This window comes from Pantoea latae, assembly GCF_002077695.1.
Taxonomy (GTDB): Bacteria; Pseudomonadota; Gammaproteobacteria; order Enterobacterales; family Enterobacteriaceae; genus Pantoea; species Pantoea latae.
This window is the reverse complement of record NZ_MWUE01000017.1, coordinates 25,529-50,080: the sequence shown is the minus strand read 5'-3', so window position 1 is coordinate 50,080 and position 24,552 is coordinate 25,529. Positions and strand designations below refer to the sequence as shown.

Annotated in this window: 21 protein-coding genes; 9 read left to right on the top strand and 12 right to left on the bottom strand. The window is 56.2% G+C overall.

Annotation, left to right across the window (positions count from 1 at the left end; all coding sequences use genetic code 11):
• The first annotated feature begins 14 nt into the window (after window positions 1-14).
• Together B2J69_RS11685 and B2J69_RS11680 are read left to right on the top strand one after the other, a co-directional pair.
• Window positions 15-1,325: an MFS transporter gene (locus B2J69_RS11685; protein ID WP_081139461.1), complete on the top strand. Its 1,311-nt coding sequence runs from the start codon at window positions 15-17 to the stop codon at window positions 1,323-1,325.
• A gap of 18 nt (window positions 1,326-1,343) precedes the next feature.
• A complete protein-coding gene (locus B2J69_RS11680; RefSeq protein WP_081139460.1) occupies window positions 1,344-2,432 on the top strand; it encodes a tartrate dehydrogenase in 1,089 nt (362 codons plus the stop codon).
• A gap of 45 nt (window positions 2,433-2,477) precedes the next feature.
• Here the strand turns inward: B2J69_RS11680 and B2J69_RS11675 are convergent, their stop codons facing one another.
• A complete protein-coding gene (locus B2J69_RS11675; RefSeq protein ID WP_081139459.1) occupies window positions 2,478-2,753 on the bottom strand; it encodes a putative quinol monooxygenase in 276 nt (91 codons plus the stop codon).
• A 453-nt stretch (window positions 2,754-3,206) separates the two neighbouring features.
• On the opposite strand from B2J69_RS11675, the gene B2J69_RS11665 reads away from it, so the two are divergent.
• The 4 genes from B2J69_RS11665 to B2J69_RS11650 all read left to right on the top strand — a co-directional run bounded on the left by B2J69_RS11665 (window position 3,207) and on the right by B2J69_RS11650 (window position 7,845).
• Window positions 3,207-5,465 carry a M23 family metallopeptidase gene (locus tag B2J69_RS11665; RefSeq protein WP_167376575.1) on the top strand — a complete coding sequence of 753 codons (2,259 nt, stop codon included), beginning with the start codon at window positions 3,207-3,209 and terminating at the stop codon, window positions 5,463-5,465.
• The gene (locus B2J69_RS11660) at window positions 5,465-6,106 is read left to right on the top strand and encodes a hypothetical protein (protein ID WP_081139458.1); all 642 of its coding nucleotides are present in this window, start codon (window positions 5,465-5,467) and stop codon (window positions 6,104-6,106) included. The genes B2J69_RS11665 and B2J69_RS11660 overlap by 1 nt, the downstream gene beginning before the upstream one ends.
• 216 nt (window positions 6,107-6,322) lie before the next feature.
• Entirely contained in the window at window positions 6,323-6,985 is a 663-nt protein-coding gene (locus tag B2J69_RS11655) for a hypothetical protein (RefSeq protein ID WP_081139457.1), read from the top strand.
• A gap of 206 nt (window positions 6,986-7,191) precedes the next feature.
• Window positions 7,192-7,845 carry a hypothetical protein gene (locus tag B2J69_RS11650; RefSeq protein WP_081139456.1) on the top strand — a complete coding sequence of 218 codons (654 nt, stop codon included), beginning with the start codon at window positions 7,192-7,194 and terminating at the stop codon, window positions 7,843-7,845.
• 352 nt (window positions 7,846-8,197) lie between these two features.
• On the opposite strand, the gene B2J69_RS11645 is transcribed toward B2J69_RS11650, so the two are convergent.
• From B2J69_RS11645 to B2J69_RS11610, 8 genes are all read right to left on the bottom strand, one after another.
• On the bottom strand, window positions 8,198-9,364 hold the full coding sequence (locus B2J69_RS11645; protein WP_081139455.1) for a zinc-dependent alcohol dehydrogenase: 1,167 nt from the start codon (window positions 9,362-9,364) through the stop codon (window positions 8,198-8,200).
• Entirely contained in the window at window positions 9,365-9,898 is a 534-nt protein-coding gene (locus tag B2J69_RS11640; protein ID WP_081139454.1) for an SRPBCC family protein, read from the bottom strand.
• Window positions 9,899-10,037: 139 nt separating this feature from the next.
• Window positions 10,038-10,334 carry a hypothetical protein gene (locus tag B2J69_RS11635; RefSeq protein ID WP_081139453.1) on the bottom strand — a complete coding sequence of 99 codons (297 nt, stop codon included), beginning with the start codon at window positions 10,332-10,334 and terminating at the stop codon, window positions 10,038-10,040.
• 59 nt (window positions 10,335-10,393) lie between these two features.
• Complete coding sequence (locus B2J69_RS11630; RefSeq protein WP_081139452.1) at window positions 10,394-11,713, bottom strand: NAD(P)/FAD-dependent oxidoreductase; 1,320 nt, start codon at window positions 11,711-11,713, stop codon at window positions 10,394-10,396.
• 358 nt (window positions 11,714-12,071) lie between these two features.
• Window positions 12,072-12,767, bottom strand: a complete 696-nt coding sequence (locus tag B2J69_RS11625; RefSeq protein ID WP_174580898.1) for a GntR family transcriptional regulator — start codon at window positions 12,765-12,767, stop codon at window positions 12,072-12,074.
• Between the two features lie 208 nt (window positions 12,768-12,975).
• Window positions 12,976-13,281 (bottom strand): hypothetical protein, encoded by a 306-nt coding sequence (locus B2J69_RS11620; protein ID WP_081139672.1) that lies wholly within the window; start codon window positions 13,279-13,281, stop codon window positions 12,976-12,978.
• A gap of 59 nt (window positions 13,282-13,340) precedes the next feature.
• Window positions 13,341-14,843: an aldehyde dehydrogenase gene (locus tag B2J69_RS11615; RefSeq protein ID WP_081139450.1), complete on the bottom strand. Its 1,503-nt coding sequence runs from the start codon at window positions 14,841-14,843 to the stop codon at window positions 13,341-13,343.
• 9 nt (window positions 14,844-14,852) lie between these two features.
• On the bottom strand, window positions 14,853-15,755 hold the full coding sequence (locus B2J69_RS11610) for a dihydrodipicolinate synthase family protein (protein WP_201789476.1): 903 nt from the start codon (window positions 15,753-15,755) through the stop codon (window positions 14,853-14,855).
• Between the two features lie 382 nt (window positions 15,756-16,137).
• Here B2J69_RS11610 and yddG point away from each other — a divergent pair, with 382 nt between their 5' ends.
• Together yddG and B2J69_RS11600 are read left to right on the top strand one after the other, a co-directional pair.
• The gene (gene yddG / locus B2J69_RS11605) at window positions 16,138-17,049 is read left to right on the top strand and encodes an aromatic amino acid DMT transporter YddG (RefSeq protein WP_081139448.1); all 912 of its coding nucleotides are present in this window, start codon (window positions 16,138-16,140) and stop codon (window positions 17,047-17,049) included.
• Between the two features lie 274 nt (window positions 17,050-17,323).
• Window positions 17,324-18,697: an MFS transporter gene (locus B2J69_RS11600; RefSeq protein WP_081139447.1), complete on the top strand. Its 1,374-nt coding sequence runs from the start codon at window positions 17,324-17,326 to the stop codon at window positions 18,695-18,697.
• Between the two features lie 27 nt (window positions 18,698-18,724).
• Here B2J69_RS11600 and B2J69_RS11595 read toward each other — a convergent pair whose 3' ends face one another.
• Window positions 18,725-19,747 carry a GlxA family transcriptional regulator gene (locus B2J69_RS11595; protein ID WP_081139446.1) on the bottom strand — a complete coding sequence of 341 codons (1,023 nt, stop codon included), beginning with the start codon at window positions 19,745-19,747 and terminating at the stop codon, window positions 18,725-18,727.
• A complete protein-coding gene (locus B2J69_RS11590) occupies window positions 19,725-20,150 on the bottom strand; it encodes a MarR family winged helix-turn-helix transcriptional regulator (protein ID WP_236722713.1) in 426 nt (141 codons plus the stop codon). The genes B2J69_RS11595 and B2J69_RS11590 overlap by 23 nt, the downstream gene beginning before the upstream one ends.
• Before the next feature lie 250 nt (window positions 20,151-20,400).
• Between B2J69_RS11590 and B2J69_RS11585 the strand changes: the two genes are divergently transcribed.
• The gene (locus B2J69_RS11585) at window positions 20,401-21,855 is read left to right on the top strand and encodes a UbiD family decarboxylase (protein ID WP_081139444.1); all 1,455 of its coding nucleotides are present in this window, start codon (window positions 20,401-20,403) and stop codon (window positions 21,853-21,855) included.
• 1,271 nt (window positions 21,856-23,126) lie between these two features.
• On the opposite strand, the gene B2J69_RS11575 is transcribed toward B2J69_RS11585, so the two are convergent.
• The gene (locus B2J69_RS11575; protein ID WP_081139442.1) at window positions 23,127-24,548 is read right to left on the bottom strand and encodes an amino acid permease; all 1,422 of its coding nucleotides are present in this window, start codon (window positions 24,546-24,548) and stop codon (window positions 23,127-23,129) included.
• Window positions 24,549-24,552: the final 4 nt, after the last annotated feature.

Sequence of the window (24,552 nt, the reverse complement as noted above, 5' to 3'; positions counted from 1 at the left end):
CGGAGCATCTCACTATGACTAATCACCTCGAAAAAAGGGTGATGCGTAAAGTTACGCTGCGCATCGTGCCCTTTATCATGCTGCTCTACTTCATCGCCTTTCTCGATCGCGTCAATATTGGTTTTGCCGCGCTCACCATGAATCAGGATCTCGGTTTTTCGCCGCTGGTATTTGGCATCGGCGCGGGCATCTTTTTTCTCGGTTATTTTTTATTTGAAGTCCCCTCCAATTTAATTCTGCATAAAGTCGGCGCCCGTATCTGGATCGCCCGAGTGATGATCAGCTGGGGCATTGTTTCCGGCTGTATGGCGCTGGTACAGGGCACCAACAGTTTTTACGCGCTGCGCTTTCTGCTCGGCGTTGCGGAGGCGGGCTTTTTCCCCGGCATTATTCTCTATCTCAGCTACTGGTTTCCGGCGGCGAAGCGCGCGCAGGTGACCGCCATTTTTATGGCGGCGGCGCCGCTCTCCACCGCGCTCGGATCGCCGGTGTCCGCCGCGCTGCTGCAGATGCATGGCCTGCTCGGCTTTGCCGGCTGGCAGTGGATGTTCGTGCTGGAGGCGATCCCCGCGCTGCTGTTCGGCGTTGTGGTGCTGTTCTGGCTGACCGATCGTCCGGCGAAAGCGACATGGCTGACCGAGGAGGAGCGCGACTGGCTCAGCGCCACGCTACAGGCGGAAGAGGCGTCGCGCGCGGGGGCTGAGCACCACAGCAGCGCCTGGCGCGGGCTGGCGGATAAGCGCGTGCTGGCGCTGGCGCTGGTCTACTTCGGCACGTCGGCGGGCCTCTACACCCTTGGCATCTGGTCGCCGCAGATTATTCACAGCTTCGGCGCTTCGTCGCTGGAAACCGGTTTTCTCAACGCCTTCCCGGCGGTACTCGGGGTGATCGGCATGATCCTCTGGGCGCGCCATTCGGATCGCACCCGCGAACGCAGCTGGCACGTGATCGCCGCCTGTTTGCTGGCCGCCGCCGGGCTGGTGCTGGCGGGCCAGGTCACCACGCTGCTGGCGGTCATCCTCGCCCTGACGCTGGTCACCGTCGGCATCAGCGCGTCGAAACCGCCGCTGTGGAGCATGCCGACGCTGTTTCTGAGCGGGCCAGCCGCCGCGGCCGGCATCGCCGTCATCAACTCCATCGGCAACCTCGGCGGCTTTGTCGGCCCGCTGATGATCGGCGTTATCCGGCAGCAAACCGGCAGCTACGCCTGGGGACTCTATTTCGTCGCAGCGCTGCTGGCGCTGTCGGCACTGATTGTTCTTCTGCTCGCCGGCCAGGCAAAAAAGCCGCGTCCAGCAGAGATGCCCTATCCACATAGCCATTAATAATTCAGGAGAAACACCATGCGACACTACGCTATCGCCGCCATTCCCGCCGACGGCATCGGCCCGGAAGTGATCTCAGCCGGCATCGAGGTGCTTAAGGCGCTGACGCGGCAGGATCCGCAGCTGAAACTGACCTTTGAAACCTTTGACTGGGGGTCGGATTACTACAAGCAGCACGGCGTGATGATGCCGGAAACGGGCTTGCAAACGCTGAAAAATTTCGACGCGATCTACTTCGGCGCGGTCGGCGCGCCTGACGTGCCGGACCATATTACGCTCTGGGGATTGCGCCTGCCGATTTGTCAGGGTTTTGACCAGTACGCCAACGTGCGTCCAACGAAGATTCTGCCGGGCATTACGCCGCCGCTGCGCAACTGCGGGCCAGGGGATCTCGACTGGGTGATCGTGCGCGAGAACTCGGAAGGGGAATATTCCGGCAACGGCGGCCGCGCTCATCGCGGACTGCCGGAAGAGGTCGGCACGGAAGTGGCGATTTTTACCCGCGTCGGCGTCACGCGCATCATGCGCTATGCCTTCCGTCTGGCGCAGTCGCGTCCGCGCAAGCTGCTGACGGTAGTCACCAAATCCAACGCCCAGCGTCACGGCATGGTGATGTGGGACGAAATTGCCGCAGAGGTGGCGCAGGAGTTCCCTGACGTGAGCTGGGATAAAATGCTGGTCGACGCCATGACGCATCGTATGACGCTGCATCCGCAGAGTCTGGATACCATCGTCGCCACCAACCTCCACGCCGATATTCTTTCCGACCTTGCCGGCGCGCTGGCGGGCAGCCTGGGTGTTGCGCCGACCGCCAATATCGATCCCGAGCGGCGCTTTCCCTCTATGTTCGAGCCGATTCACGGCTCGGCGTTCGATATTACCGGCAAAGGCATCGCCAATCCGGTGGCGAGCTTCTGGACCGCGGCGCAGATGCTGGAGCACCTCGGCGAGCATGACGCCGCCGCGCTGATCATGGAGGGCGTGGAGTCGGTCTGCGTGCGCGGCATTTTGACGCCGGACGTCGGCGGCACGGCCAACACCGCCGAGGTGACGCGCGCCGTGGTGGCCTTTATCGAAGCGAAAGCGGCCGTCGCGGCCACGGCCTGACGCTAAACGTAAAAAAGGGAACCGGCCTGAGCGGCCGCTTCCCTTTCAGGCGATCTCCTCGACGCGGTACTCGCGGGCGATCGCCTGGGTTTGCTGGCCCCAGAGCGAGGCTTTGGTTCTCGCCTGATGAAGGTCAAACGCCTGCTGGCTGGCAAACAGCTCCTCAACCGTCCAGATAAGCGGATCGTCCGTCTCGTTGACCTCAAAAGAGAGGCATCCGCTCTCTTCCCTGGTGAGCCTGATATGTTCAGGCAGATAGCGGCGCACCTGTTCGGTCTCTTCCGCGTTGTGACACAGTAAACGGCCCGTGAGCTTAATCATTCCTTACCCTCAAATCGAAGATCCTGTGCTCAAAGTTATCTGATAAATCTTTAACCCGATAGATTTTTCAGCCTCCATTTTCGCGTCGTAGTCAGGTACGTAAATGCAGGCTTTTTCCTTCTTCTATACCTGGTAGCACGTCTACCGTCGCGCTGGCCGAGCGGCGGAGAATACTGAAACGTACCAGTGAGAGCCGACAGAAAGCCAGGCTGAAAGGTATCCGCTTTGGCCACAGGTGCACCATCGACAGAAGCAATGTACTGACGCTTCATCAGCAGAGCCACGGTGCGGCGGCAATACCCCGGCAGCCCGACCTTGCTTGCCTCACTGTCCGCAGAAATCCTGGGCGAAGCATAATGATTTGACGCTTTCCCTGTCCGTCATCAAGGTTTGTATAAATAAAAGTGCGTTACCCTGCGGCCTCTTTACTTTCAGACCCGACAGGAAGTCAGCATGATAATCAGCCCGCCGTTTGTCCGTCCCCGCAACGCCGGAGAAACTGACGCATCGTGGGTCAGCAGAATGATGCCCGTGGATATTAACCGGGATTTTCCGATCAACCGGCACGCGTCATGGCACGGCGGTGTGCATGTTCTTCACACCGACCGTCGCGAAGAAGGCTATGACCCCATAGAGTTTGTCCGGGCGATTGCAGACGGGGAAGTGGTTTCTTTTCGTTCTCCGTCCTCCACAGATAAACGCGATACGTTCCCGCTGAATTATGATGGCAGAACCGATGACGGCTATGTCCTGCTAAAGCATCAGACCGATATCGGGGAAAACTGCAGCGTTGTATATTACTCCCTGTACATGCATCTCATGGACCGACTGGACCCGGCCATCAGGGCTGGAGCAAAAGTCTGGCGCAAGGACCGCATCGGGCAAAGTGGCATGGTTAGCGAAACCAGTGGCTTTCATTTTCAGGTGTTCTGTGACGACGAGAACATGCTGAAGCTGACCGGGCGCACAACCCCCGAGCTGGATATCTCCCGTGACGGCAGAACCGACACCGTTTACGGCGACATCCATTTTTATCTGCCGCCTGGTACATGCTTTTACGCATCTGTGCCTGACGCGGCCTCACCGCACACAGACCACCTGAATGCCGTTCATACCAGTACGGAACCGCTGTTTGTCAGCATGACTTTCGGAAAGGGTGACTGCACGATGGTCACCCGCAGGCAGAACGCCATCACGGAGGTACTTTTCGACACGGTGGGAGAGCCACTAATCAATACTGATGCCAGCCCGGCAGACAATTCCATTGCCGAGACATATCTGAAATATGAATACAACCTGTACCGGACAGCTAAACGTCTGTACCCGCAGAATCCGTCTGCCGGGTTCGAGCTGCTCCGCTTCGGCCGGGTCATCAGCACCGGACATGAAACCCTGATGCCTGCTGATGCCCCCCTGTGGCGTACCGTCAGCTTTCCCGGCGGAACGGGCATGGTCAACCTGGCCTCTACCGACATCAAAAAATTCAGCGATGCCGACTTTCCGCACTGGACGGGGTGGCGAATGGTGGACGATGACACGGACAACAACAGCCAGTGTAACTCTCCCCTTATTGCCGGATTACGGGAAAACGGGGGCCTCAGCAACCTGAGCAGCCGCCTGGTCTGCCATTTCCCGATCGAATGGAATGCCGCCACCTTTGACCAGCGCTATGCCTGGCTCAGAACCGGTACCGCCGATGTCCCGCCCATGTCTGAAGAGGACTACGGCCGGCTGAAAAGCCATGCATCAGCGCTGTGCTTTGACACGGGCGCACCTGGCACCGGCAGGCTGTGGCATTTCCACCCTGTGGCTTTTATCACCCATTTTCGCAAGTGCTGCTGGCTCAGTAAATCTGAGCTGAAGCAGCTTGTTCCCCGGAACGCCTTAAGAACGGCCGGGCGAAATGATTACCGCTGGGAGCCCATCACCTGGCGGGACGGCGCAGGCAGCGTTGCGGACAACATCCGCACGCATATAAACAGGACAATGCAGAAACACCTGATAACCACCCCGCTGCGCATTGCCTGTTTTCTGGGGAACGGCATTCAGGAAACGGGCTGGCTCGGGTCGATGGAGGAAGGATACCGCTACACGGAAACAGACCCACGCACGCATCAGGTCATTCGACGCTACAACATCTGGTACTATCCGTGGTACGGGCGCGGCCTGTTACAGCTGACTAACCCTGAAAACTACTTTAATTATTTCAGCTTCAGGGGACGAATCTGCCCGGAAAATATCAGGACCTCCCTGATAAATGAATACAGCCGCCTGTATTCGCATCGGAACATTCGTTATACCGAAAATCATCTGTCTGATGCGGAAAATGATGTTCCTGAGGACATTATCCGGTGGCGGAATAACGTCAGCAGCGACCTGCACGAGGCGGCCAGCAGTGCCAGTTTTTATTGGGTTTCAATGAATATGGCGCATTATGCTGATGCGGAGCACGTACTGGAGCGTTGCAGTGTCATTCCCCGGCGCAGCGGGATAAAGATATACTACCGCAGCCCGGCTTTCTGGCGGGCCAGCGCCGCCGTTAACCTGCCAAACCAAGTTAACAACACTGAATATCAAGGGCTAAATGGTTTTGATACCCGCTGCTGCGTCTACGGCAGCGCGATAGCCGTCCTCACCGAGCAGAAATTCCCGGACAGACATAATAACCCTGTTAACGAAAAACCCGAATCAGACCAGCTAAGGAGAGGCTGATGAAAAAAATATTACTGCTGGCATTAATTCCTTTTTTTTCCTCAGGGAAAATAACACCGGGGATTACTACACCGGATCAATTCAATGAAAAATCATTTAATCAAATTATATCAAGTAATTATCTAGCAAGTACATCAGGATGCAAGGTGATTTCATTAAAAATGTTTCACCCTCCTGAACGTAAAGAATATCCACAATCTGATGCCTGGCTCTGTCTGTATGCTGTAGATGTGCTTCATGACGGATACGGACCAAATAGATCGCTTGCTGAAAGAGTTTATTTTGATAAAAAAGCAGGAATTTGGAAAAAGAAAAAATACAACCGAAATAGAGAAGAAAACCAACGATCACTGAAAGTTTATGGCATCAAAAGCTTGAGCGAATTGAAGCCTTTGGATCTGTATAATATCCAGTCCGTCAATGCCAAGGGTTATGCGGTTATTGACAGCAATATTCCATTATGGGAAAAAAAGGAAGGGGTGAAGAAGAAAGTATCATTCTGCCTGATACAGAAGAAGAGCTATTTTGCTTTGTGTGGTTCAGGATCGATGATCGACCTGGTAGACGGAAAAGAAGTCGATTTCACGCCCTACATGCTCAAATCCCTTGAAACGGTCGAGATTGGGTTACCTGAAAAATAAAATAATTGAGGGTAACTGGAATTCCTCACAAGCCTAATTTAGAAGCCTATGAAAAGCCAGAGTTCTCATAAGAAAAAGCATTTAAAAAGTTGTTTCTTAGTTTACCACAATCACTCAGTCTGCGTTTTCGTTCTATTGACCCTAGACCCCGAGTTCAGGCCTGCTTTACCAGAAAGAAAGATCCATCTATGAGTCAGACCAGCTAAGGAGAGCTTGATGAAAAAATTATTACTGCTGATGGCAATCCCTTTTTGTTCCTCTGGAAAAATTATACCGGAAATTAACACTCCAGACAGCTTCAGTAAATTATCTTTCGACCAGTTAACATTACACAGAGGCAACTACCTGGCAGATGCAGTTGACTGCAAAATAATTTCACTAAAATTGTTTCACCCAGCCGATAATAATAAATACCCACCATCTACATCCTGGCTTTGTCTTTTCGCTGTGGATGCTTTCAGCAACGGATACGGACCGGGGCAGGTCCTTCCTGAAAAGATTTATTTTGATAAAAAAACAGGATTGTGGAAAAAGAAAAGTTATACCCTGAACAGGGAAAGCAAACAGCGTTCCCTTGAATTTTATGGCATCAAAAGCCTGAGTGAGTTACAGCCTCTGGACCTGTATAATATCCAGTCCGTCAACGCCTGTGGCTATGCTGTAGTAAACCGTAATATTCCCCTGCGGGAAAAACAGAAAGGGGTAAAGAAAAAACTGTCATTTTGCCTGATACAAAACCAGAGCTATTCTGCTTTCTGCGGTTTTGGTTCAATAGTTAACCTCATCGACGGGAAAGAAGTCGATTTCACACCCTATATGCTCAAATCCCTTGAAACCGTCGAGATGGGGTTACCTGAAAAATCAAATGATCAACAGTAAATAAAATTTCTCACAAGAATAATTCATAACCATATGAAAATATGGGGCTTTATAAGTAAGAGAATCTAAAAAATCTTTGCTTGTCTTAGCTTACCAAAATCACTTAATTTGCATTTTTGTTCTATTAAGCGTTAGACCCCGATATCAGGCCTGCTTTATCGGAAAGTAATAACAATCTATGAGTCAAACCAACTAAGGAGAGGTTGATGAAAAAGTTATTATTGATGGCGACAATCCCTTTTTTTTCTTCTGGAAAAATAACGCCAGAGATTGCCACTCCAGACAATTTCAGTGATCTAGCTTTTCAACAACAAACGTTACATCAATATGACTACCTGGCGGATATGGCAGGCTGCGGAATTGTTTTATTAAAAATGTTCTACCCATCTGAACATAATAAATATCCGCCATCAGGTCCCAGCCTATGGCTTTGTCTGTTCTCTGTTGATGTCATCAGCAACGGATACGGACCGGGACAAGTCCTGCCTGAATGGATCTACCTTGATAAAAAAACAGGGCTGTGGAAAAAGAAAAAGTACGCCCTGAGCAGGGAAAAAACACAGCGTTCTTTGGAATTTTATGGCATCAAAAACTTGAGTGAATTGCAACCTCTGGATCTATATAATATCCAGTCCGTCAACGCCCGTGGCTATGCGGTAATAAACCGAAACATTCCCATGCAGGAACAGCACAAAGGGGTAAAGAAAAAATTGTCATTCTGTTTGATACAAGACAAAAGCTATTATGCTTTCTGTGGTTCAAGATCGATGCTCAAATTCATCGATGGAAAAGAAGTCGATTTCACACCCTATATGCTCAAATCCCTTGAAACGGTCGAGATGGGGTTACCTGAAAAATAAAATGATTGACGAGGAATGGAATTAATGACAAGCCTAATTTAGAAACCTGTGAAAAGTCAGGTTCTCATAAAAAAAAGGATCTAATAAGGATTTTTTTGCTTATCTTTCCTTACCATATTCTCTTAGCGTGAATTTCGTTCTAACGAACGTCAGCCCCCAGGTATTGCAGAGCAATCTATTTATTACAGCCCACGCCTGATATCCTTACTGAAATAATGAATATCAGGCGTGGCGTGGTGCCAGGTGCAAACAGCAGCCCGTTTGCCTGGAATAAATTTGAGACTTGCCTCACGAAAAACAGCGCAAAGCAAGTCTCACATGCAGCGCCTGACTTCAAAGAGCGGCGTTAACATCAGGGCGCGAATATCGCGCGCACGCAGCCATCTTCCTTATGCTTAAACATCTCATAGCCGAGCGGCGCCTCTTCCAGCGAAAAGCGATGCGTCGCCATAAAGGCGGGATTTAGCTCGTTTTTCGCCACATGCTCCAGCAGCCGATGCATGTAGCGCTGGCCGTGCTGCTGCGCGGTGCGGATGGTCAGGCTTTTGTTAATCATCAGCCCAAGCGGAAATTTGTCCATTACGCCGTAGACGCCCAGGATAGCGATATTGCCGCCTTTGCGGCAGGCGTAAAGCGCCTGACGCAGCGCGGCGCCGACGTCGGTTTCCAGGTGCAGCAGCTGTTTGGTTTTGTCGTACACCTGGCTCAGCCCCTCGCCGCGCGCCTCCATACCGACGGCATCGATGCAGCTGTCTGGACCGCGTCCGCCCGTTAGCTCCAGCAGCGCCTCATTGATATCCATCTGGGTGTAGTCGAGCGTCAGGCTGCCGGCGTAGTCGCGCGCCATCGCCAGCCGTTCGGGATAGCGATCGATGCCGATCACCTGATGCGCGCCCATCAGCCAGGCGCTCTGCTGCGCCATTAAACCGACGCCGCCGCAGCCCCAGACCACTACCGTGTCGCCCGGATGAATATTGCAAAAATCGGCGCCCATATAGCCTGTCGGCGCGGCGTCGGAGAGAAACAGCGCCTGCTCGTCGGTGACCCCTTCCGGCACCACAAAGCAGTCGTTGTCGGCAAAGGGCACGCGCACATATTCGGCATGGGATCCGGCATAGCCACCAAAGGCGTGGCTATAGGCGTAGATGCCGGCGGTCGCATGGCCGAGCACCGTTTCGCCCTTCTCCCACTGCGGGTTAGTGTTGTCGCAGCAGGAAGGAAGCTGATGCTGGCAGTACCAGCAGGAGCCGCAGGAGATAAACGAGGGTACCACGACGCGGTCGCCGCGACGGATCTGCTTCACCGCGCTGCCGACTTCGACCACTTCGCCCATAAACTCATGGCCGAGGATGTCGCCCTCGCGCATGCTTGGGATCAGACCATCGATAACGTGCAGGTCGGAGCCGCAGGTGGTGGTCAGGATCACTCGAATAATCGCGTCATGGGGATTCAGCAGGCCGGGATCGGCCACCGTTTCGACGCTGAGATCGTTTACGCCATTCCAGCAGAGTGCGCGCATCTATTTCTCCTTATCCTGACGGTCGGCATGGCGACCAGCGGGCTGGCCGTCAAGCGTAGGGATCTCGCCAGTTTCGGCGAGACTTTTAAAACGGTGCAGCGCTTTGCTGACGATCTCTTTCGGCAGCAGGTCGAAAAAGGTGGTGACCTTTTTGCCCAGCGCGCCGCCCGGCGGGGTAAAGCGCAGCGTCAGCGCCAGTTCGGTGCCCCACTCGCCCGGCGCCGGGCGCATCAGCAGTTCGCCTTCGTTAGGGATATCCGCGCCATCCAGCGACTGCCAGGCGATAATCTCGCCCGGCTGCGCCTCAACGATGCGGCTTTCCCATGAATAGTGCTTGCCGAGTGGGCCGTCGACCTGCCACAGCGCGTCGCTTTTGTTAACCGGCGTCACGGTGGCAAAGTGGCTCATGATGCGAGGCAAGGTGTCAGGCTCCAGCCAGAGCGCAAAAAGCTCGGCGGCGGGACGCCCAACGGATATCCAGCGGCGCAGCGTTACAACTTCCGTCGCGGTTTCAGGTTGCGATTGTTTAGCCAAATGATCCCCCTGTAAGGCGCTAACAGGCTATCAACGTAGTTTGAGTTAAGTTCAGAGGGTGAGATATTGCGAGCGGAACCGCAGGCAGAAAAGCCGCACGTCGGGGGCGAAAAAAAGCCGGGACAGCGCCCGGCGTCGGTTAATGCTGGCTGTTTTGCCAGTGGCGCTCGCAGTGTTCGCGCGCTTCGGCGGGCAGATCGCGCAGTTCCGGCAGGCTATCGCCAGAGCCGTAATCCATCGCCACGGCGACCTCTTTTTGCTCATCCCGGGCCGCAAAGGTGAGCCTGTCGTCCAGCTTCTCCCAGTCACCGTCGTGCTGGCGATAGATCAGCGCGTAGGTCGGTGTTTTTTCATCGTCGCCGTAAATCTCATATTTTTGCACCGGCGCATCCTCAGGTCCGAACTCCAGCGTGTCGATCAGTATTGCATCTGCCATCTTGTTCTCCTTTGTCGGTAAGGAGTAAGGGTAGTTCAAAGATCGGCGCGCGGCGGAGGTTACACCTCCAGCCCGGCGCGAAACTGGCCCCATTTCAGCACTGAATTCACGCCGACCGACAGGAAAGGCTCGCGCGGCGTGAGGTTCGGACCCGGCGAGGCGGTGAGGAAATCGATCAGCTCATTGCGCTCGCCCGCAATCATATCGGCCAGCAGTTTGCCGGTGGCGGTGCCGCGCGTAATGCCCAGACCGTTGCAGCAGAGCGCGCCGTAGACGTTGGGCGCCAGCTTGCCGAAGAAACCTTCATGGTTTTCCGACAGGCAGATGGCGCCGCTCCAGGTGTATTCAAAATCGACCTGCGGCAGCATCGGAAAACGGCGCTCAAAGGATTTGCGGTGATTTTCGATAAACTGCCGCAAATGTTTTTCACGCGGACGGCCGTCCGGCTGAAAACTAAAGCTGTTGCGCACCAGAATGCGGTTATCGACGGTGCGCCGAATGGTGCTGCCGAACGGATGCGCCGGGATCACGCCCCAGACCGGTTTGCCACCCAGCGCCGCCTGCTCCGCTTCGGTGAGCGGGCGCGTCAGACTGCCATAGAGAAATGTTGGCAGCAGGCGGCGCTGCAGAAACCCAAAGTGGGAGGCGAAGCCGTTATTGGCAAGGATCAGCGTATCGACCGTAATCGCGCCTCGCTCATGCATCAGCGTAATGGTATTGCCGTAGTCCACCGAGGTGATCGGCGTATTTTCATAAAGCGTGACGTTGGCGGGCAAGTTATCCGCCAGCCCCTTCACCAGCGCCGAAGGCTGCAGCAGGAGCGTGCCGGGAATAAACAGCGCCTGTTTGTAGTAGGAGGTGCCGATGTGATCGGGCAGATCCTTGCCGGCGATCATTTCGGCGTCGCGGCCGATTTTCGCCAGCCCGCGGCGATAGGCTTCCAGAATTGCAATCCCCTGCTCACCGACCGCCGCCTGGTATTTGCCGGAGGCCGACATCTGACACTGGATGTTGTTCTCCTGCACGATCTGACGCAGATAATCCTGCCCCAGCGTATTCAGCCTGAGCACCCGATTCGCGATGGTGACGTCGCCGATATAATCTTTCGCGCCGATATCGTGAGGAACGTCAATGGCAAAACCCGCGTTGCGCCCGGCAGAGCCATATCCCACCTCCTGCGCTTCGATCAGCACCACCTCGTCGTCAGGGAAGTTGAGTGCCAGCTGACGCGCCGCCGCCAGCCCGGTCAGACCGGCGCCGACGATCCCCCAGCGCGCTTTTTTCTGGCCCACATGCTCAGGGCGCGGGGTTCGCGCCGGACTGGTGTGAAACCATCCCGGCATGGAATCGTCAGCGGGTAAAGAAGTGATCTTTTGCAATTCCGTTACTCCAGTACATTTGCGTAGGGCTGTTCGCCAGCGAGACCCGACGAACCCGTTTATTTCGGCTAACAGGGTTAAGCCGCCAAACCACGTAAACAGAGATGAGAAGATGAAAACGTTTTGTATTTTTTATGTATACACTATGTATAAAATATGAAGCGCAGAGGGTGTTCGTCAACGGCCTGACGAGCCATTTGCGTTCGGTATCGCAAAATTGAAAAAAAGTGTTCAGCGGGGCAAAAAAGGAGGAGAAAGCAAGGCGAACAAGGTCGGTTACGCGCCCTTTTCGCACGGCGAGCGTGAACCGGCCGGCAGCGAAAACTGCCAGCTAAACGTTGATAAATTCCTTAAAAATTTAAACCAGATGGTCCGCTTTCAACCCCTGCGGTGCGATAAAAATTTCCATATTTTCCCGCGACAGCTCCCAGTGCTGGAAAACCAGATCCACCACCGCCTGTTCGTCATGCGCTTCTATTGCCGCGATAAAGGCGTCGTGGTGATCGGCCGCGAGCTGCAGTCGGTGCTCCATATCGCCGTTCTGCGGACGGTAAAAGGTGTGGCCGATACGACAGTGATCGATCAGCAGCCGTCCCAGGCTGGGCTGCAGGTAGGGATTAGCGGCCATCTCGCCCATGATTTCATGGAAACGGTTATTTTCCAGCACCAGCACGGCGGCATCATGCGTCTGCACCGCTTTGCGAAAACGCTTTTGCGTCTCTTTCAGCGCCTTGAGCTGCGCGGGTTTATAGTTCTGCACCGCGAGACGCCCGGTGGCGGCATAGATCATCGGTGCCACCAGAAAAAAGTTGCGCAGCGAGGCATGGTTCATGGGGATCACGCGCACGCCGCGCTTCTCGACGATTTCAAGGTAGCCTTCGCCCGCCAGGCGCTGGAAAACTTCGCGCACCGGCGTACGCGACAGCCCATACTGTGCCGTCAGGCTCGACTCATCCAGCACTTCATCTGGATCAAGCTCCATCGTGAGAATGAGCCGTTTTAAATCTTCATACAGCGCCGTTTTTCCCGATCTCAATGCCGCCTCCCGGACCATGACTGATAACAGACAAAACGCCACGAACAGCATCCGCGGCAACGCGCACTAACCTACAGAAAAAGCGGGGTAACAGCAAAAATAATCATGGTCGATTTTTTATGAAAAACGGGGCTAAAACGAAAATTTAGCTGTTTATTTTCAGTATATTACACAAGAAACCCGTAACATCTTTTTTGGCGATTTTCAGGCTGAAAATCGCTGATTTTCAGGGCTGCATGCTGCTGGCGGTCTGGTAAATCAGCTGCAGCATCGGTTCGGGATCGCGGTCGGGATGATGGCGAAGAATTTCGCTACGCAGCCAGCTGATCTCTTCGCTGGCGGCACGCTGAAACGTCACGTTGTCACGCGCCCGCTTAAGCCACTTCATAATGAACGCATTTTTTTGCCGGTTGGAGCCAATTCGTCCCTGCTTTCGCGACAGACCCACCGCGACCAGCAGGCAGAAGTAAAAATGCACGCGGACATCGACATGATGTAACGCGGCGAAAGGAAACTGTTGATTCGCTGACATAGTGATAATCACCCCATCAGGCTGCCTGCCGCGCAGGCCAGGCAGCTTTTATCGCTCGTTCAGGCGTCCTGCGCCGGAACGTCAATCCACAGCGTCTTCAGCTCGGTATATTGATCGAGCGCGAAAACCGATTTATCGCGACCGCCGAAGCCGGACTGCTTGTAGCCGCCGAACGGCGTGGTCGCGTCGCCCTCGCCGAAGCAGTTCACCGTCACGGTGCCGGCCCGCACCGCGCGCGACACGCGGATCGCCCGGTTAAGGCTGCCGGTATAGACCGAGCCCGCCAGGCCGTAGTCGGTGTCGTTCGCCAGCGCGATCGCTTCTGCTTCGGTTTTAAAGCTGGTCACGCACAGGATCGGTCCGAAGATCTCTTCGCGGAACAGCGCGCTTTCTGGCGTCACGTTGTCGATAATCGTCGGCTGTACGTAAGCGCCCTGCTCGGTGCCGCCGCCCTGCAAAATGCGCAGCCCTTCGCTGCGCGCCGTCTGCAGATAGCCGCTCACCTTGCTGAAATGTTCGGCGCTGACCATCGCGCCCAGCCGATTTTTCGGATCGAGCGGATTGCCCATCGGCCATTCCGCCAGCTGCTCGGCCATGAGCCCCAACAGACGCTCTTTCACCTCTTCCTGCACCAGCAGGCGCGAAGTGGCCGAGCAGTTCTCACCCATATTCCAGAATGCGCCGTTCAACACGTTCGCCGCCACGCTGGCGAGATCCTCGGCGTCGTTAAACACCACCGCCGGGTTTTTGCCGCCGCACTCCAGCACCACCTTCTTCAGGTTAGAGTCTGCGGCGTAGCGCAGAAAACGTCGGCCGGTGGCGGTTGAGCCGGTAAAGCTCACCATATCAATGTCTGCATGCAGGCCAATCGGCTCGCCGACTGCCTGGCCGGTGCCGGTGACAATATTCAGCACGCCGGCCGGCAGCCCGGCTTCGACGGCGAGCGCCGCCACGCGCAGCGCGGTGAGCGAGGTCTGCTCGGCGGGTTTAACTATTACCGAGCAGCCGGTCGCCAGCGCCGGCGCGATTTTCCAGGCGAGCATCAGCAGCGGGAAATTCCACGGCAGCACGCAGCCCACAACGCCAATCGGTTCGCGCACCACCAGCGCCAGCGCGCCATTGCCGGTCGGCGCGCTGTGATCGTACAGTTTGTCGATCGCCTCTGCGTGCCACTTCAGCACGTGGATGGTCTCCGGCACGTCTACCGCCAGACATTCGCTGACCGGCTTGCCGCTGTCGAGGCTTTCCAGCACCGCCAGCGATTCCAGCTCGCGTTCCATCAGCGCCGCCAGCTTCAGCAGCACGGCTTTGCGTTCGCCGGGATGCGCCAGTCGCCAGCTGCCCGCCTCAAAGGCGGCGCGCGCGCCCTCAACGGCGGCGTTAACGTCGCGGATATCACAGGCGGCAATCTGCGTCAGCGGCTCGCCGGTCGCAGGGTTAACCGTGGTCAGCCTGTCGCCCGATGCCGCCGCGCAGAAGCGTCCGTTGATAAAAGCATTATTCGGCAGGGCGAGTGCGGCGGCGATACGCTCGGCGTCGCTCAGGGTTGCTATATGACTCATGCCCACTCCTTACGATGCGGTGACCGCAGCCACGTTACGCTTCACGCTCTCAATAACCGCTTTAAGCTGCGCCTGCTCTTCTTCTTCCAGCGCCTGCAGCGGCGCGCGTACCGGACCCGCCTTCAGCCCGGCCAGCTCTGAACCGTACTTAATCGACTGCACAAACTTGCCGCCGTCGAGGAAATTCATCAGCGGCATCAGCGCTGCCATGATTTTGCGCCCTTTAGCGAAGTCTTTTTCCACCACGCAGGCTTCATAAAGCGCCACGTGCTCGCGCGGAATAAAGTTCGAGCCGGCGCAGACCCAGCTGCGCGCGCCCCATGCGAAGAACTCCAGCGCTTGATCGTCCCAGCCGCAGGAGAGCGCAATCTGCGGGAACTGGCACGCCAGCAGATGCAGGTTGTTAAAGTCGCCGGAACTCTCTTTAATTGCCACCACATTGGCGGAGCGCGTCACTTCGCGGAAGTAGGTTTCGCCCATGCTGATCCCCATACGGCCCGGATAGTTGTAGAGCATGATCGGCAGCTGCGCGGCTTTGTCGATGGTCAGGGCGTGATGGGCGTTTTCCTGTTCGGTCGGCAGCGCGTAAGGCGGCGAGGTGACCAGAATGGCGTCTGCTTTATGGTCGCGTGCATGGGTAGCAAACGTCACCGCGTCTTCAGTACGGATGGCGCCGGTGCCGACGATCAGCGGCAGACGCTGACTAATCACTTTACTTGCATGCTCCACCAGCGCCAGACGCTCTTCAGCGCTCTGGGCGTAGTATTCGCCGGTTGAGCCGCCAATGATAATGCCGTGCACGCGCGCCTCAATCAGCGACTCCAGCACGTCGGCAAACGCCGCGAAATCGATGCTGCCGTCGGCGGCGTAAGGGGTAATAGCCGGGGTATAGATGCCTTCAAATGTCAACACAGTAGCCTCCAGGGTACTATTCAGGTCCGCATACAACCTTGACGGGTTGCGATGATTAACAATTTGCATAGGCAGGAGAGGCAGGTCAATCGGAGGCAAAAATTTGCATACATAAAAAATACAAAGGAAATACGCATAGGTAGGACATTTTTACGCAACATGAATATTTTAATCATAAAAAACAACTGATTAAATTAAATTTACTCGCGTAATATTTTTCTAAATGAATTCAGATAACGATCACATTCCCGTATTCTGACCCGCTGAGACATATTTACAGCCGTGGTCAGGAGGCATAGGTTTGTTGCTAGTTTTAACCTGAATTTAACAGGCTACCGGTTGCATCGATAAGCGGGCCTGGCTGACACAGAGGAAGCGGGTGATGACCCAGAAGAAAGCGACGCTCATAGGCCTGATCGCCATAGTGCTGTGGAGCGCGATTGTTGGACTGATAAAAAGCGTGAGCGAGGGGTTCGGCGCGGTAGGCGGTGCCGCGCTGATCTACAGCTGCAGCGCCATCCTGCTGCTGTTTACCCTGGGCTTTCCTCGTCTGCGCGCTTTTCCCCGGCGCTACCTGGTGGTCGGCAGCCTCTTATTCGTCCTTTACGAACTTTGCCTGTCGCTGTCGCTCGGCTTTACCCATAACGGCCGGCAGGCGATTGAGGTCGGAATGGTGAACTATCTCTGGCCGAGCATGACCATCGTGCTGGCGGTTATCGTCAACCGGCAAAAAACCAGCCCGCTGATTATTCCCGGCGTATTGCTGGCCGTGGCAGGAATATGTCGTGTGCTCGGGGGCGACCACGCGTTTTCAGTCAGCGAAATCGGCAACAATATTATGGATAACCCGCTGAGCTACGGGCTGGCATTTAGCGGCGCGGTCATCTGGTCGATATATTGCGTGGTGACAAAAAAAATCGCCAACGGCTGTAACGGCATTACGCTGTTTTTTATATTAACCGCGCTGACCCTGTGGGCCAAATTCCTGCTGTCGCCGCAGCCGCCCTTCGCCGTTTCGCCGCTGGTGCTGCTCAATCTGGCGCTGGCTGCGATGGCGATGGGTTTCGGCTACGCCGCCTGGAACACCGGCATTCTGCACGGCAACGTTAACCTGCTGGCGGCCGCTTCCTACTTTATTCCGATTATCTCTTCCGTGCTGGCCGCCTTTATCCTGAGTTCGCACCTGACGGTGGCGTTCTGGCAGGGCACAGCGATGGTGAGTCTGGGTTCGCTGATCTGCTGGTGGTCAACCCGCTCGCCCGAGAGTAAAAAAGTGACGCGCGAGGCGTCGTAACCCTGACGTGAGAGGGCGCTGCCCTCCTCTTTTTAAATAACAATAAAAATATAAATAACCGCTTACCCTGCGCCGGAGGAAATACTCTATGACGTTACCAAACTGACAGATTGATTTTATCGGCAACCGAATAGCCTGCCGGATAATTTTTTATTAACTATCTCACATCTTATATTAATTCCGACTCCTGACGCATTTAACGGGGCTGGTACCCTGCGGCCGTTTTTCGGCTTAGCCCGCCGTGAATGCGTTGGTGAAAAGAGAGGAGCCTGTGATGTCTAATCACATTTCTGTTGAAGATGTACCGCTTAGCCGTTTCCATCGTCTGCTTACCGTACGTTCCGGCGGCGGTTCGTTCGTTGATGGCTATGTGCTGAGCATTATCGGCATCGCCATGACGAAGGTCTCGCCTGCGCTTGGCCTGAGCGCCTTTTGGGAAGGACTTATCGCTGCATCCGCCCTGATCGGCATCTTCTTCGGCGGCTTTATTGGCGGCGCGCTGACCGACCGGCTCGGCAGACGCGTGCTCTATTTCGTTGGCCCGACGCTGTTTATCCTCTGCTCGCTGGCGCAGTACTGGGTGCAGAGCGGCGAAATGCTGTTTGCCCTGCGCTTTCTTAACGGCGTGGCGGTAGGCATCGAATATCCGGTCGCTACCGCTTTCCTGGTGGAGTTTCTACCGAAACGCTATCGCGGCCCCTGTCTGGCGACGCTGACCATCCTCTGGTTTGCCGGCGCGGCAGCGGCCTACCTTACCGGCGAAGCCATTCTGAATATGGGCGGACCGGACGCCTGGCGCCTGACGCTGGCGAGCACCGCCGTGATCGGCGCGCTGCTGTTTCTGGTGCGTCTCGGCACGCCGGAATCCCCGCGCTGGCTGATGAGCAAAGGTCGGGAACACGAGGCGGAAGCGATAATTAAGCGCGTCTATGGCCGCGACTTCGGGCTGCATAATCTGCCGCAGCAGGCGGAGTGTCAGAACCTGTCGTTCGGCAGCCTGCTGCACTCGGGTTACGGCAAGCGTATGGCCTTTGTCACCATATTCTGGACCTGCTCGGTGATCCCGGTGTTCGCCGTCTACGCCTTTGCCCCGCGCGTGCTGGAAGCGCTGCACCTTAGCGGCAACTGGGCCTCCTACGGTTCGATCGCCATTACGCTGCTGTTTGTCGTCGGCTGCATTATCGCCACCCGGCTGGTGAATTCGCTGGGACGCCGCAAACTGCTGCTGCACAGCTTTCTCTGGTCGGGCCTGGCGCTGCTGCTGCTGGGACTGCTGCGCGACGGGCCGTCGATGGTGATCCTGCTGATGTTTGGCGCCTACGCCCTGTTTATCGGCGGCGCGCAGGTGCTGCAGCTGGTTTATCCAAACGAGATCTTCCCGACGGAAATCCGGGCGGCTGCGGTCGGGGTCGGCACTTCAATGTCGCGCGTCGGCGCCGCCGTCGGCACCTGGCTGGTTCCGATATCGCTGCAAACTATCGGCATCGGCTACACCATGTATATTGCGGCGGGCATTACCTTTTTCGGCCTGCTGGTCTCCTGGTTCCTGGCGCCGGAAACGGCGGCGCGCAACCTGGAAGACGCCGCATCGCTGGATGCGCCGCAGCCCAGGGTAGGCGGCAACCTGTCGAAGCGCAGCTCCTGGTGACACCACCGGGGCGGATGCCGCCCCGGCTTACTCTTTAATCAGCCGCTCAACGTCGCGTCGGCGCTTACGGAACGAACTCGGCGTTTCGCCGTACTGTTTACGAAACCACGCGATAAGATGAGACGCGTCGGCGAAACCGGTGGCGGCGGCAATAGCGTTCAGGCTGTTGCTGGAGTCCGCCATCAGCTTACGCGCCTGCTCCAGCCGCATGCGCCGCCAGTAGACCGCGGCGGAATAGCCGGTACATTTGGCGAAGATCAGGTTGAGCTGGCGGAACGTCACTCCGGCGAACTGCGCCACTTCCGCCAGCGGCGTGGGCGAGTCGAGATGGTGCTTCATAAACTCGATCACCTTACTCACCAGCTCGTTCTCATAGACATCCGGCTCGTTGACGCTGCGCTGCGGTTTTTTTACCGGCGCGGCAGGCTCCTCCACCAGCAGATACTTAAGCACCTTCTGCGAGCGCACCAGCCCGCAGTGCTGGCGGATGATATCCGCCGCCAGATCGATGGCGGTGCCGCCGGGACAGGTAATGATGCCGCCATCTTTGATGTAGGTTTTATCGATGACCGGAATCGCTTTGGGAAAACGCAGCCGAAACTCGTCGCGGGTGGTGAAATGGATGGCGCAGTGGCGACCGTCCAGCAGGCCGGCGTTGCCCGCCACAAAGGCGCCGCTGCACAGCGTGATGATGGGCACGCCGCGCCCGTGCAGCTCGCGCAGCGCCTGTAGCAGCCACGGCGGTGACTGACGCGTCTCCTCCAGCAGCCCGCCCGCCACCACAAAATAGTCCCAGCGGCGGCTGAAATCGAGATCGGCGGTCGGCGCCACCGGCAGGCCGCAGCTGGCGGTCACTGGCTGGTTGTCGCAGGTCATCCACTGCCAGCGGCAGAAGATCTGCCGGCTGAAAAAGGATTCATCCGCCGCGAAGCGCAGCGACTCCACCAGGCCCGCCACGGACGCCAGCGTAAAGCGGTTCATCAGCAGAAAACCGACGGTGAGATCGGGTTTCGGCTCGGCGTTTATCTCAGGGTTCGTCTGCTGTGGCATGGTTTTCAGGTTCCTGCACGCCGCCCAGCTTGCTCAGCAAGCGTTTCAGGTCGGCAATATCCTGCTTATCGAGGCGAGCGGCGATCATCTTTTCCGCGCTTTTCGCCTGCTCAGTCATCCGGTTCAGCATCGCTTCGCCTTGCGCCGTCATCGACACCTGTTTGCGGCGACGGTTGGCGGGATCGATCTCCACGCTGATCAATCCGCTTTTGCTCATCCGGTCGATCAGGTAGGTGCCGGTGGCTTTATCAAAGCCGGCGCGGCTGCCCAGCGTCTGCTGATCGCAGCGGCTCTCCTCTGCCAGCACTACCAGAATGGCGTACTGCACGGCGGAGAGCCCGGTATCGACGCACTGGCTCCAGCAGGTGGTCGAGTGCTGGCCGGCGCGGCGCACCAGATGCATTAAGGAACAATCGCCGTGCGGCCACAAGGGGGCGGCGTGAATGAAGTCGGCATTTTGTGACATCGGCTGGCTTGACTCCCGGTAACGGCAAAATTATAGTTTAAACACGAACAGTTTGATTACAAACTATTACTGTCCGATTCGGTAATGAGACCTCTGCTGGCGGCGCGCCTGTTGGCAAAGGTAGACGTTCCACAGTGTACAGGAGTTTTCGTCTCGTCCCCTCTGTCCCGGTTTAAAGGAAAATCTGATGCACTATTTCGGCGATTTAAGAAGCTATATCGATGCCCTCGACGCCATGGGCGACATTCTGCATGTCGAGCGCCAGGTCGACGGCGATTTCGAGCCGAGTGCGATAACGCGCCGCAGTTATGAAAAGCAGTCACCCGCGCCGCTGTTCCACCGGATTGCAGGCGTCGCCGCGGGATTTCGGCTGTTCGGCGCGCCGGCCGCGCTCTCTTCACGTCGCGATATGCCCTATGCGCGCGTCGCCATGTCGCTCGGGCTGCCGCCGGCATCCACCGGGCCGGAAATCATCGAGGCGCTCTATGCCGCCCGCCTGAAGCCCGGGATCCCGCCGGTCCGCGTCGCCTCCGACGCGGCGCCCTGTCATCAGCATATTTTACGCGGCGACGCGGCGACGCTAGACCGCTTTCCCATCCCGTTCGCCCATGACCAGGATGGCGGCCGCTATGCCAACACCTGGGGAACGCTGATTGTGAAAACGCCCGACGGTGAATGGGTGAACTGGTCTATCGCGCGCGTAATGAAAGTGGACGGCAAGCGGATGGTCGGCTTGATTGTGCCGAGCCAGCATATCGGCCAGATCTGGACGCAGTGGGTGGCGCGCGGCGAACCAATGCCCTATGCGCTGGTGCAGGGCCCGGCGCCGGCTATCTCCTGCGTCTCCGGCATTCCGATCCCGGCGCACGCCGATGAAGCGGACTATATCGGCACCCTGGCGGGCGAGCCGGTGCCGGTGGTAAAAGCGGTAAGCGTCGATCTGGACGTGCCGGCGACCGCTGAGATTGTGATCGAAGGCCATGTCTCGATCAAACGCGACTGCCCGGAAGGGCCTTACGGCGAATATGGCGGCTACCTCGGCGAAGGCTCCTCGCTTCAGCCCACCTTTCACGTTGAGGTTATTACCCATCGTCAGGCTCCCATCTGGCCGATGTCGGTGACCGGACGGCCGACGGATGAGTCGCATACGCTGTGGGCTATCGGCCTGGCGGCCGACGCGCTGACCCATCTACGCCAGGCCGATCTGCCGGTCAAAACCGCCTGGATCCCAGAAGACTCTACGGTGCACTGGCTGCTGGTGGTCATGCCGCAAACCTGGCGCGAGCAGCTGCCAGGCGTCAGCAGCGAACAGCTGGCGCAGCGTATCGGCGAGATACTGTTTAAAACCGATGCGATGGTGTTTATTCCGAAGGTGTATGTCGTTGATGATGACTTCGATCCCACTAACCTGCGTGAAGTGGTCTGGGCGCTCTCCACGCGCGTGCATCCGGTCGATCGCCGGGCGGTATTCGAGGATCAGCGCGTGATCCGCCTGCCGCAGTGTTACGACGAAGCGGAGTACGTTGCCGGCAAAGGCGCGAAAGTCGTCTTCGACGCCTTGCAGGCCGCGCGCCATCGCCACGCCTCCTTTGATCAGGGCTATCCCGAGGATGTGCGCCAGCGCGTGCTGGCGAACGAATAGCCACGCAAAAAGGCCCCCTCCGCGCGCGTCACGCCGCGGTGGGTGGTGCCTGCCGTGCGCGAAAGGTTAAAAAAAATGGTTAAAGTAATATTTTTCCTAATCCGGTTCGCATAATAGACCCGATTATTCCTTCGCAGCCTGCTAAGCGTCATAAATTCATCTCATCGAAATGGTAATATAAGCGTCAGCGTTTCCGCCGGTTACCATTGAGATCGTCAGTAAATGTATTATTTTTCGAGAAAAGTCAGCCTCTTTATGTTCGCATGGGGTTTGGCTGGGCTCTTTTTTTCACTTTTTATTATTTATAAAATTCACGCGCGCGTTATGCTGGACACGGCAGAGTGCCTGATCAGGAAAACGCCCGATGGCTACGGCAACTGGTTTTCGCATCTGGCACAGCTGGTTTACAGAGTGATATTTGAAACCTGTAGTCACGATTATCGCTAGGAGTATTAACGATTAGAGTCGTTAGTGGAAAATAAAGCGCAACAAAGAGTGCCATTTGATAAGTATCAGCCAGACCAGATAGCCCGCTGAACAATAGAGGATCAAAAACAGAAGCAGGCCCGTCAGCTTGTGAGAGAATCGCATTTGCATTGTTTCCAGCTTAACCAAAAATAGCTCCCTCAAAATGACAGTTTTCATCCATTGTGCATTTAGCAAAACATGCTTTAACCTGGGGATAGTATGCGCCATTAAGCCTAAATAGCGGCTCAACATCGGCCATTGCGGCAGCCGCTGCCGCAGGCGGCCGGAATCGGTTGATCTATATCAATTTTCTCTGCGGGTGCAGCTGGCTTGCGCGATCGTCAGCGAGGCATAACGGACTCCCCGTTTCGCTTTTAGTGGCTATTTCCCTTCGCTGTGTCCGCCCCGATGCAGGCTACGTCTGCTGTTAACATTGTTATAACGTCGGCGGAGAGTTATTTTACTTTTTCCGCCTGTTATTGCGGCAAAAACAGATCGGTTTAAATAAGGTTTAGAATGAAAAGCGTAAAAAGGACGATGTGGTTTCTGCGCGCCACGACGAATAAACCATACCTTGAGTAACCTTCCTTTATTAGCGCCCATACGCTGGGCGCTTTTTTTATTTCGCTTTTACCTGCAAAAAAAACAGGCCCACCTGTCAGATATGGGTTGATAATTCATTTAAGCGAACCGTGATGTAATACGTTTATAAAGGCACCCAACCTTTATTCTCACAAACATGGTTAATTTTTGCTAATTGATTAGCAACGCTCCTTGCAAGGAGCGTTTTCTTTTTTAACGGCTCAGGAACTGCGTATCGCGCTGAGCGTCTCTGCCTTGCGCGCCTTTATTCTCCAGACCACCCACAACAGTCCGAACCAGAACGGCATGGCGCACAGCGCGGCCAGCGTATCGGGGTCGAACACCATAATAACCACCGAAAAGGCGAAAAACAGCAGGCTAAGCCAGCTCATCACGATACCCGCCGGCATTTTAAAGCGAGATTGCGCATGCAGTTCGGGACGCTGTTTGCGGTAAGCCAGATAGGCCACCAGGATCATGCCCCAGCTGTAGATCACCAGGATCGCTGCCAGCGTTGAGACGATGGTAAACAGCGTCATCACGTTTGGCACCAGGAAGAGCAGCAGCGTGCCGCTCAGCATGCAGAAGCAGGAGAAGAGCAGGCTGCGCACCGGAATGCGCGTGGTGCGCGACAGAATGCGAAACTGCCAGTGAGCGTGCTTCTCTACCGACAGGCCGTAGAGCATGCGGGTGCTGGAGTAGACGCCGCTGTTGGCGGAAGACATGGCGGAGGTCAGCGCCACAAAGTTAATGATCGCGGCGGCGGCGGGCAGCCCGGCCTTGTCAAACAGCGTGACAAACGGGCTGACGTCTGGCGAAATCGCCGCCCAGGAGGTCACGGCGATAATCACGATCATCGAGAGCATATAGAAGATGATAATGCGCAGCGGAATGGCGTTGATCGCCTTTGGCAAGATTTTCTCCGGGTCGCGGGTTTCGGCGGTCATGGTGCCGAGCAGCTCGATACCGGTGTAGGAGAATATGGCAATCTGAAAACCAGCCAGAAACCCCGTCACCCCATGGGGTAAAAACACCGCCGAGTCGGTGAGGTGATGCAGCGAAGCCTGCACCCCGTCCGGCGAGGTCCAGCCGGTGGCGACCATCCAGATCCCGGTAAAAATCAGTGCGACAATGGTGATCACCTTGATCAGCGCGAACCAGAACTCCGCCTCGCCGAACATTTTGACCGACAGCAGATTGAACATGCAGAGAATGCCGAGGGTGATCAGCGCCGGTATCCAGGCGGACATCTCAGGAAACCAGTACTGCATATAGCCACCGCACACCACCACGTCGGCGATGCAGGTGACGACCCAGCTCAGCCAGTAGGACCAGCCCAGGTAAAAGCTCGCTTTCGGCCCCAGATAATCCGCCACGAAATCGGCGAAGGAGCGGTAGTCGAGTTTCGATAACAGCACCTCGCCCATGGCGCGCATCACCATATACATAAAAAACCCGACCAGCGCATAGATGATCAGGATAGAGGTGCCCGCCACGGCGATATTCTTTCCGGCGCCCATAAACAACCCGGTGCCGATCGCGCCGCCCAGCGCGATCATCTGGATATGGCGCTCGCTCAGCCCCCGCTCCAGCTGTGAGGATGAAGAGGTTGCTGACGGCGCATGCGGTTCTTTAACGGTCATGGCA

Coding starts and splice junctions, on each gene's coding strand:
- B2J69_RS11595 (WP_081139446.1), bottom strand. CDS start 19,747: ATGCCACAGCAGACGAACCCTGAGATAAACGCCGAGCCGAAACCCGAT.
- B2J69_RS11620 (WP_081139672.1), bottom strand. CDS start 13,281: ATGTCAGCGAATCAACAGTTTCCTTTCGCCGCGTTACATCATGTCGAT.
- B2J69_RS11650 (WP_081139456.1), top strand. CDS start 7,192: ATGAAAAAGTTATTATTGATGGCGACAATCCCTTTTTTTTCTTCTGGA.
- B2J69_RS11590 (WP_236722713.1), bottom strand. CDS start 20,150: ATGCATCTGGTGCGCCGCGCCGGCCAGCACTCGACCACCTGCTGGAGC.
- B2J69_RS11665 (WP_167376575.1), top strand. CDS start 3,207: ATGATAATCAGCCCGCCGTTTGTCCGTCCCCGCAACGCCGGAGAAACT.
- B2J69_RS11685 (WP_081139461.1), top strand. CDS start 15: ATGACTAATCACCTCGAAAAAAGGGTGATGCGTAAAGTTACGCTGCGC.
- B2J69_RS11575 (WP_081139442.1), bottom strand. CDS start 24,548: ATGACCGTTAAAGAACCGCATGCGCCGTCAGCAACCTCTTCATCCTCA.
- B2J69_RS11655 (WP_081139457.1), top strand. CDS start 6,323: ATGAAAAAATTATTACTGCTGATGGCAATCCCTTTTTGTTCCTCTGGA.
- yddG (WP_081139448.1), top strand. CDS start 16,138: ATGACCCAGAAGAAAGCGACGCTCATAGGCCTGATCGCCATAGTGCTG.
- B2J69_RS11600 (WP_081139447.1), top strand. CDS start 17,324: ATGTCTAATCACATTTCTGTTGAAGATGTACCGCTTAGCCGTTTCCAT.
- B2J69_RS11635 (WP_081139453.1), bottom strand. CDS start 10,334: ATGGCAGATGCAATACTGATCGACACGCTGGAGTTCGGACCTGAGGAT.
- B2J69_RS11660 (WP_081139458.1), top strand. CDS start 5,465: ATGAAAAAAATATTACTGCTGGCATTAATTCCTTTTTTTTCCTCAGGG.
- B2J69_RS11680 (WP_081139460.1), top strand. CDS start 1,344: ATGCGACACTACGCTATCGCCGCCATTCCCGCCGACGGCATCGGCCCG.
- B2J69_RS11675 (WP_081139459.1), bottom strand. CDS start 2,753: ATGATTAAGCTCACGGGCCGTTTACTGTGTCACAACGCGGAAGAGACC.
- B2J69_RS11585 (WP_081139444.1), top strand. CDS start 20,401: ATGCACTATTTCGGCGATTTAAGAAGCTATATCGATGCCCTCGACGCC.
- B2J69_RS11615 (WP_081139450.1), bottom strand. CDS start 14,843: ATGAGTCATATAGCAACCCTGAGCGACGCCGAGCGTATCGCCGCCGCA.
- B2J69_RS11645 (WP_081139455.1), bottom strand. CDS start 9,364: ATGCGCGCACTCTGCTGGAATGGCGTAAACGATCTCAGCGTCGAAACG.
- B2J69_RS11625 (WP_174580898.1), bottom strand. CDS start 12,767: ATGGTCCGGGAGGCGGCATTGAGATCGGGAAAAACGGCGCTGTATGAA.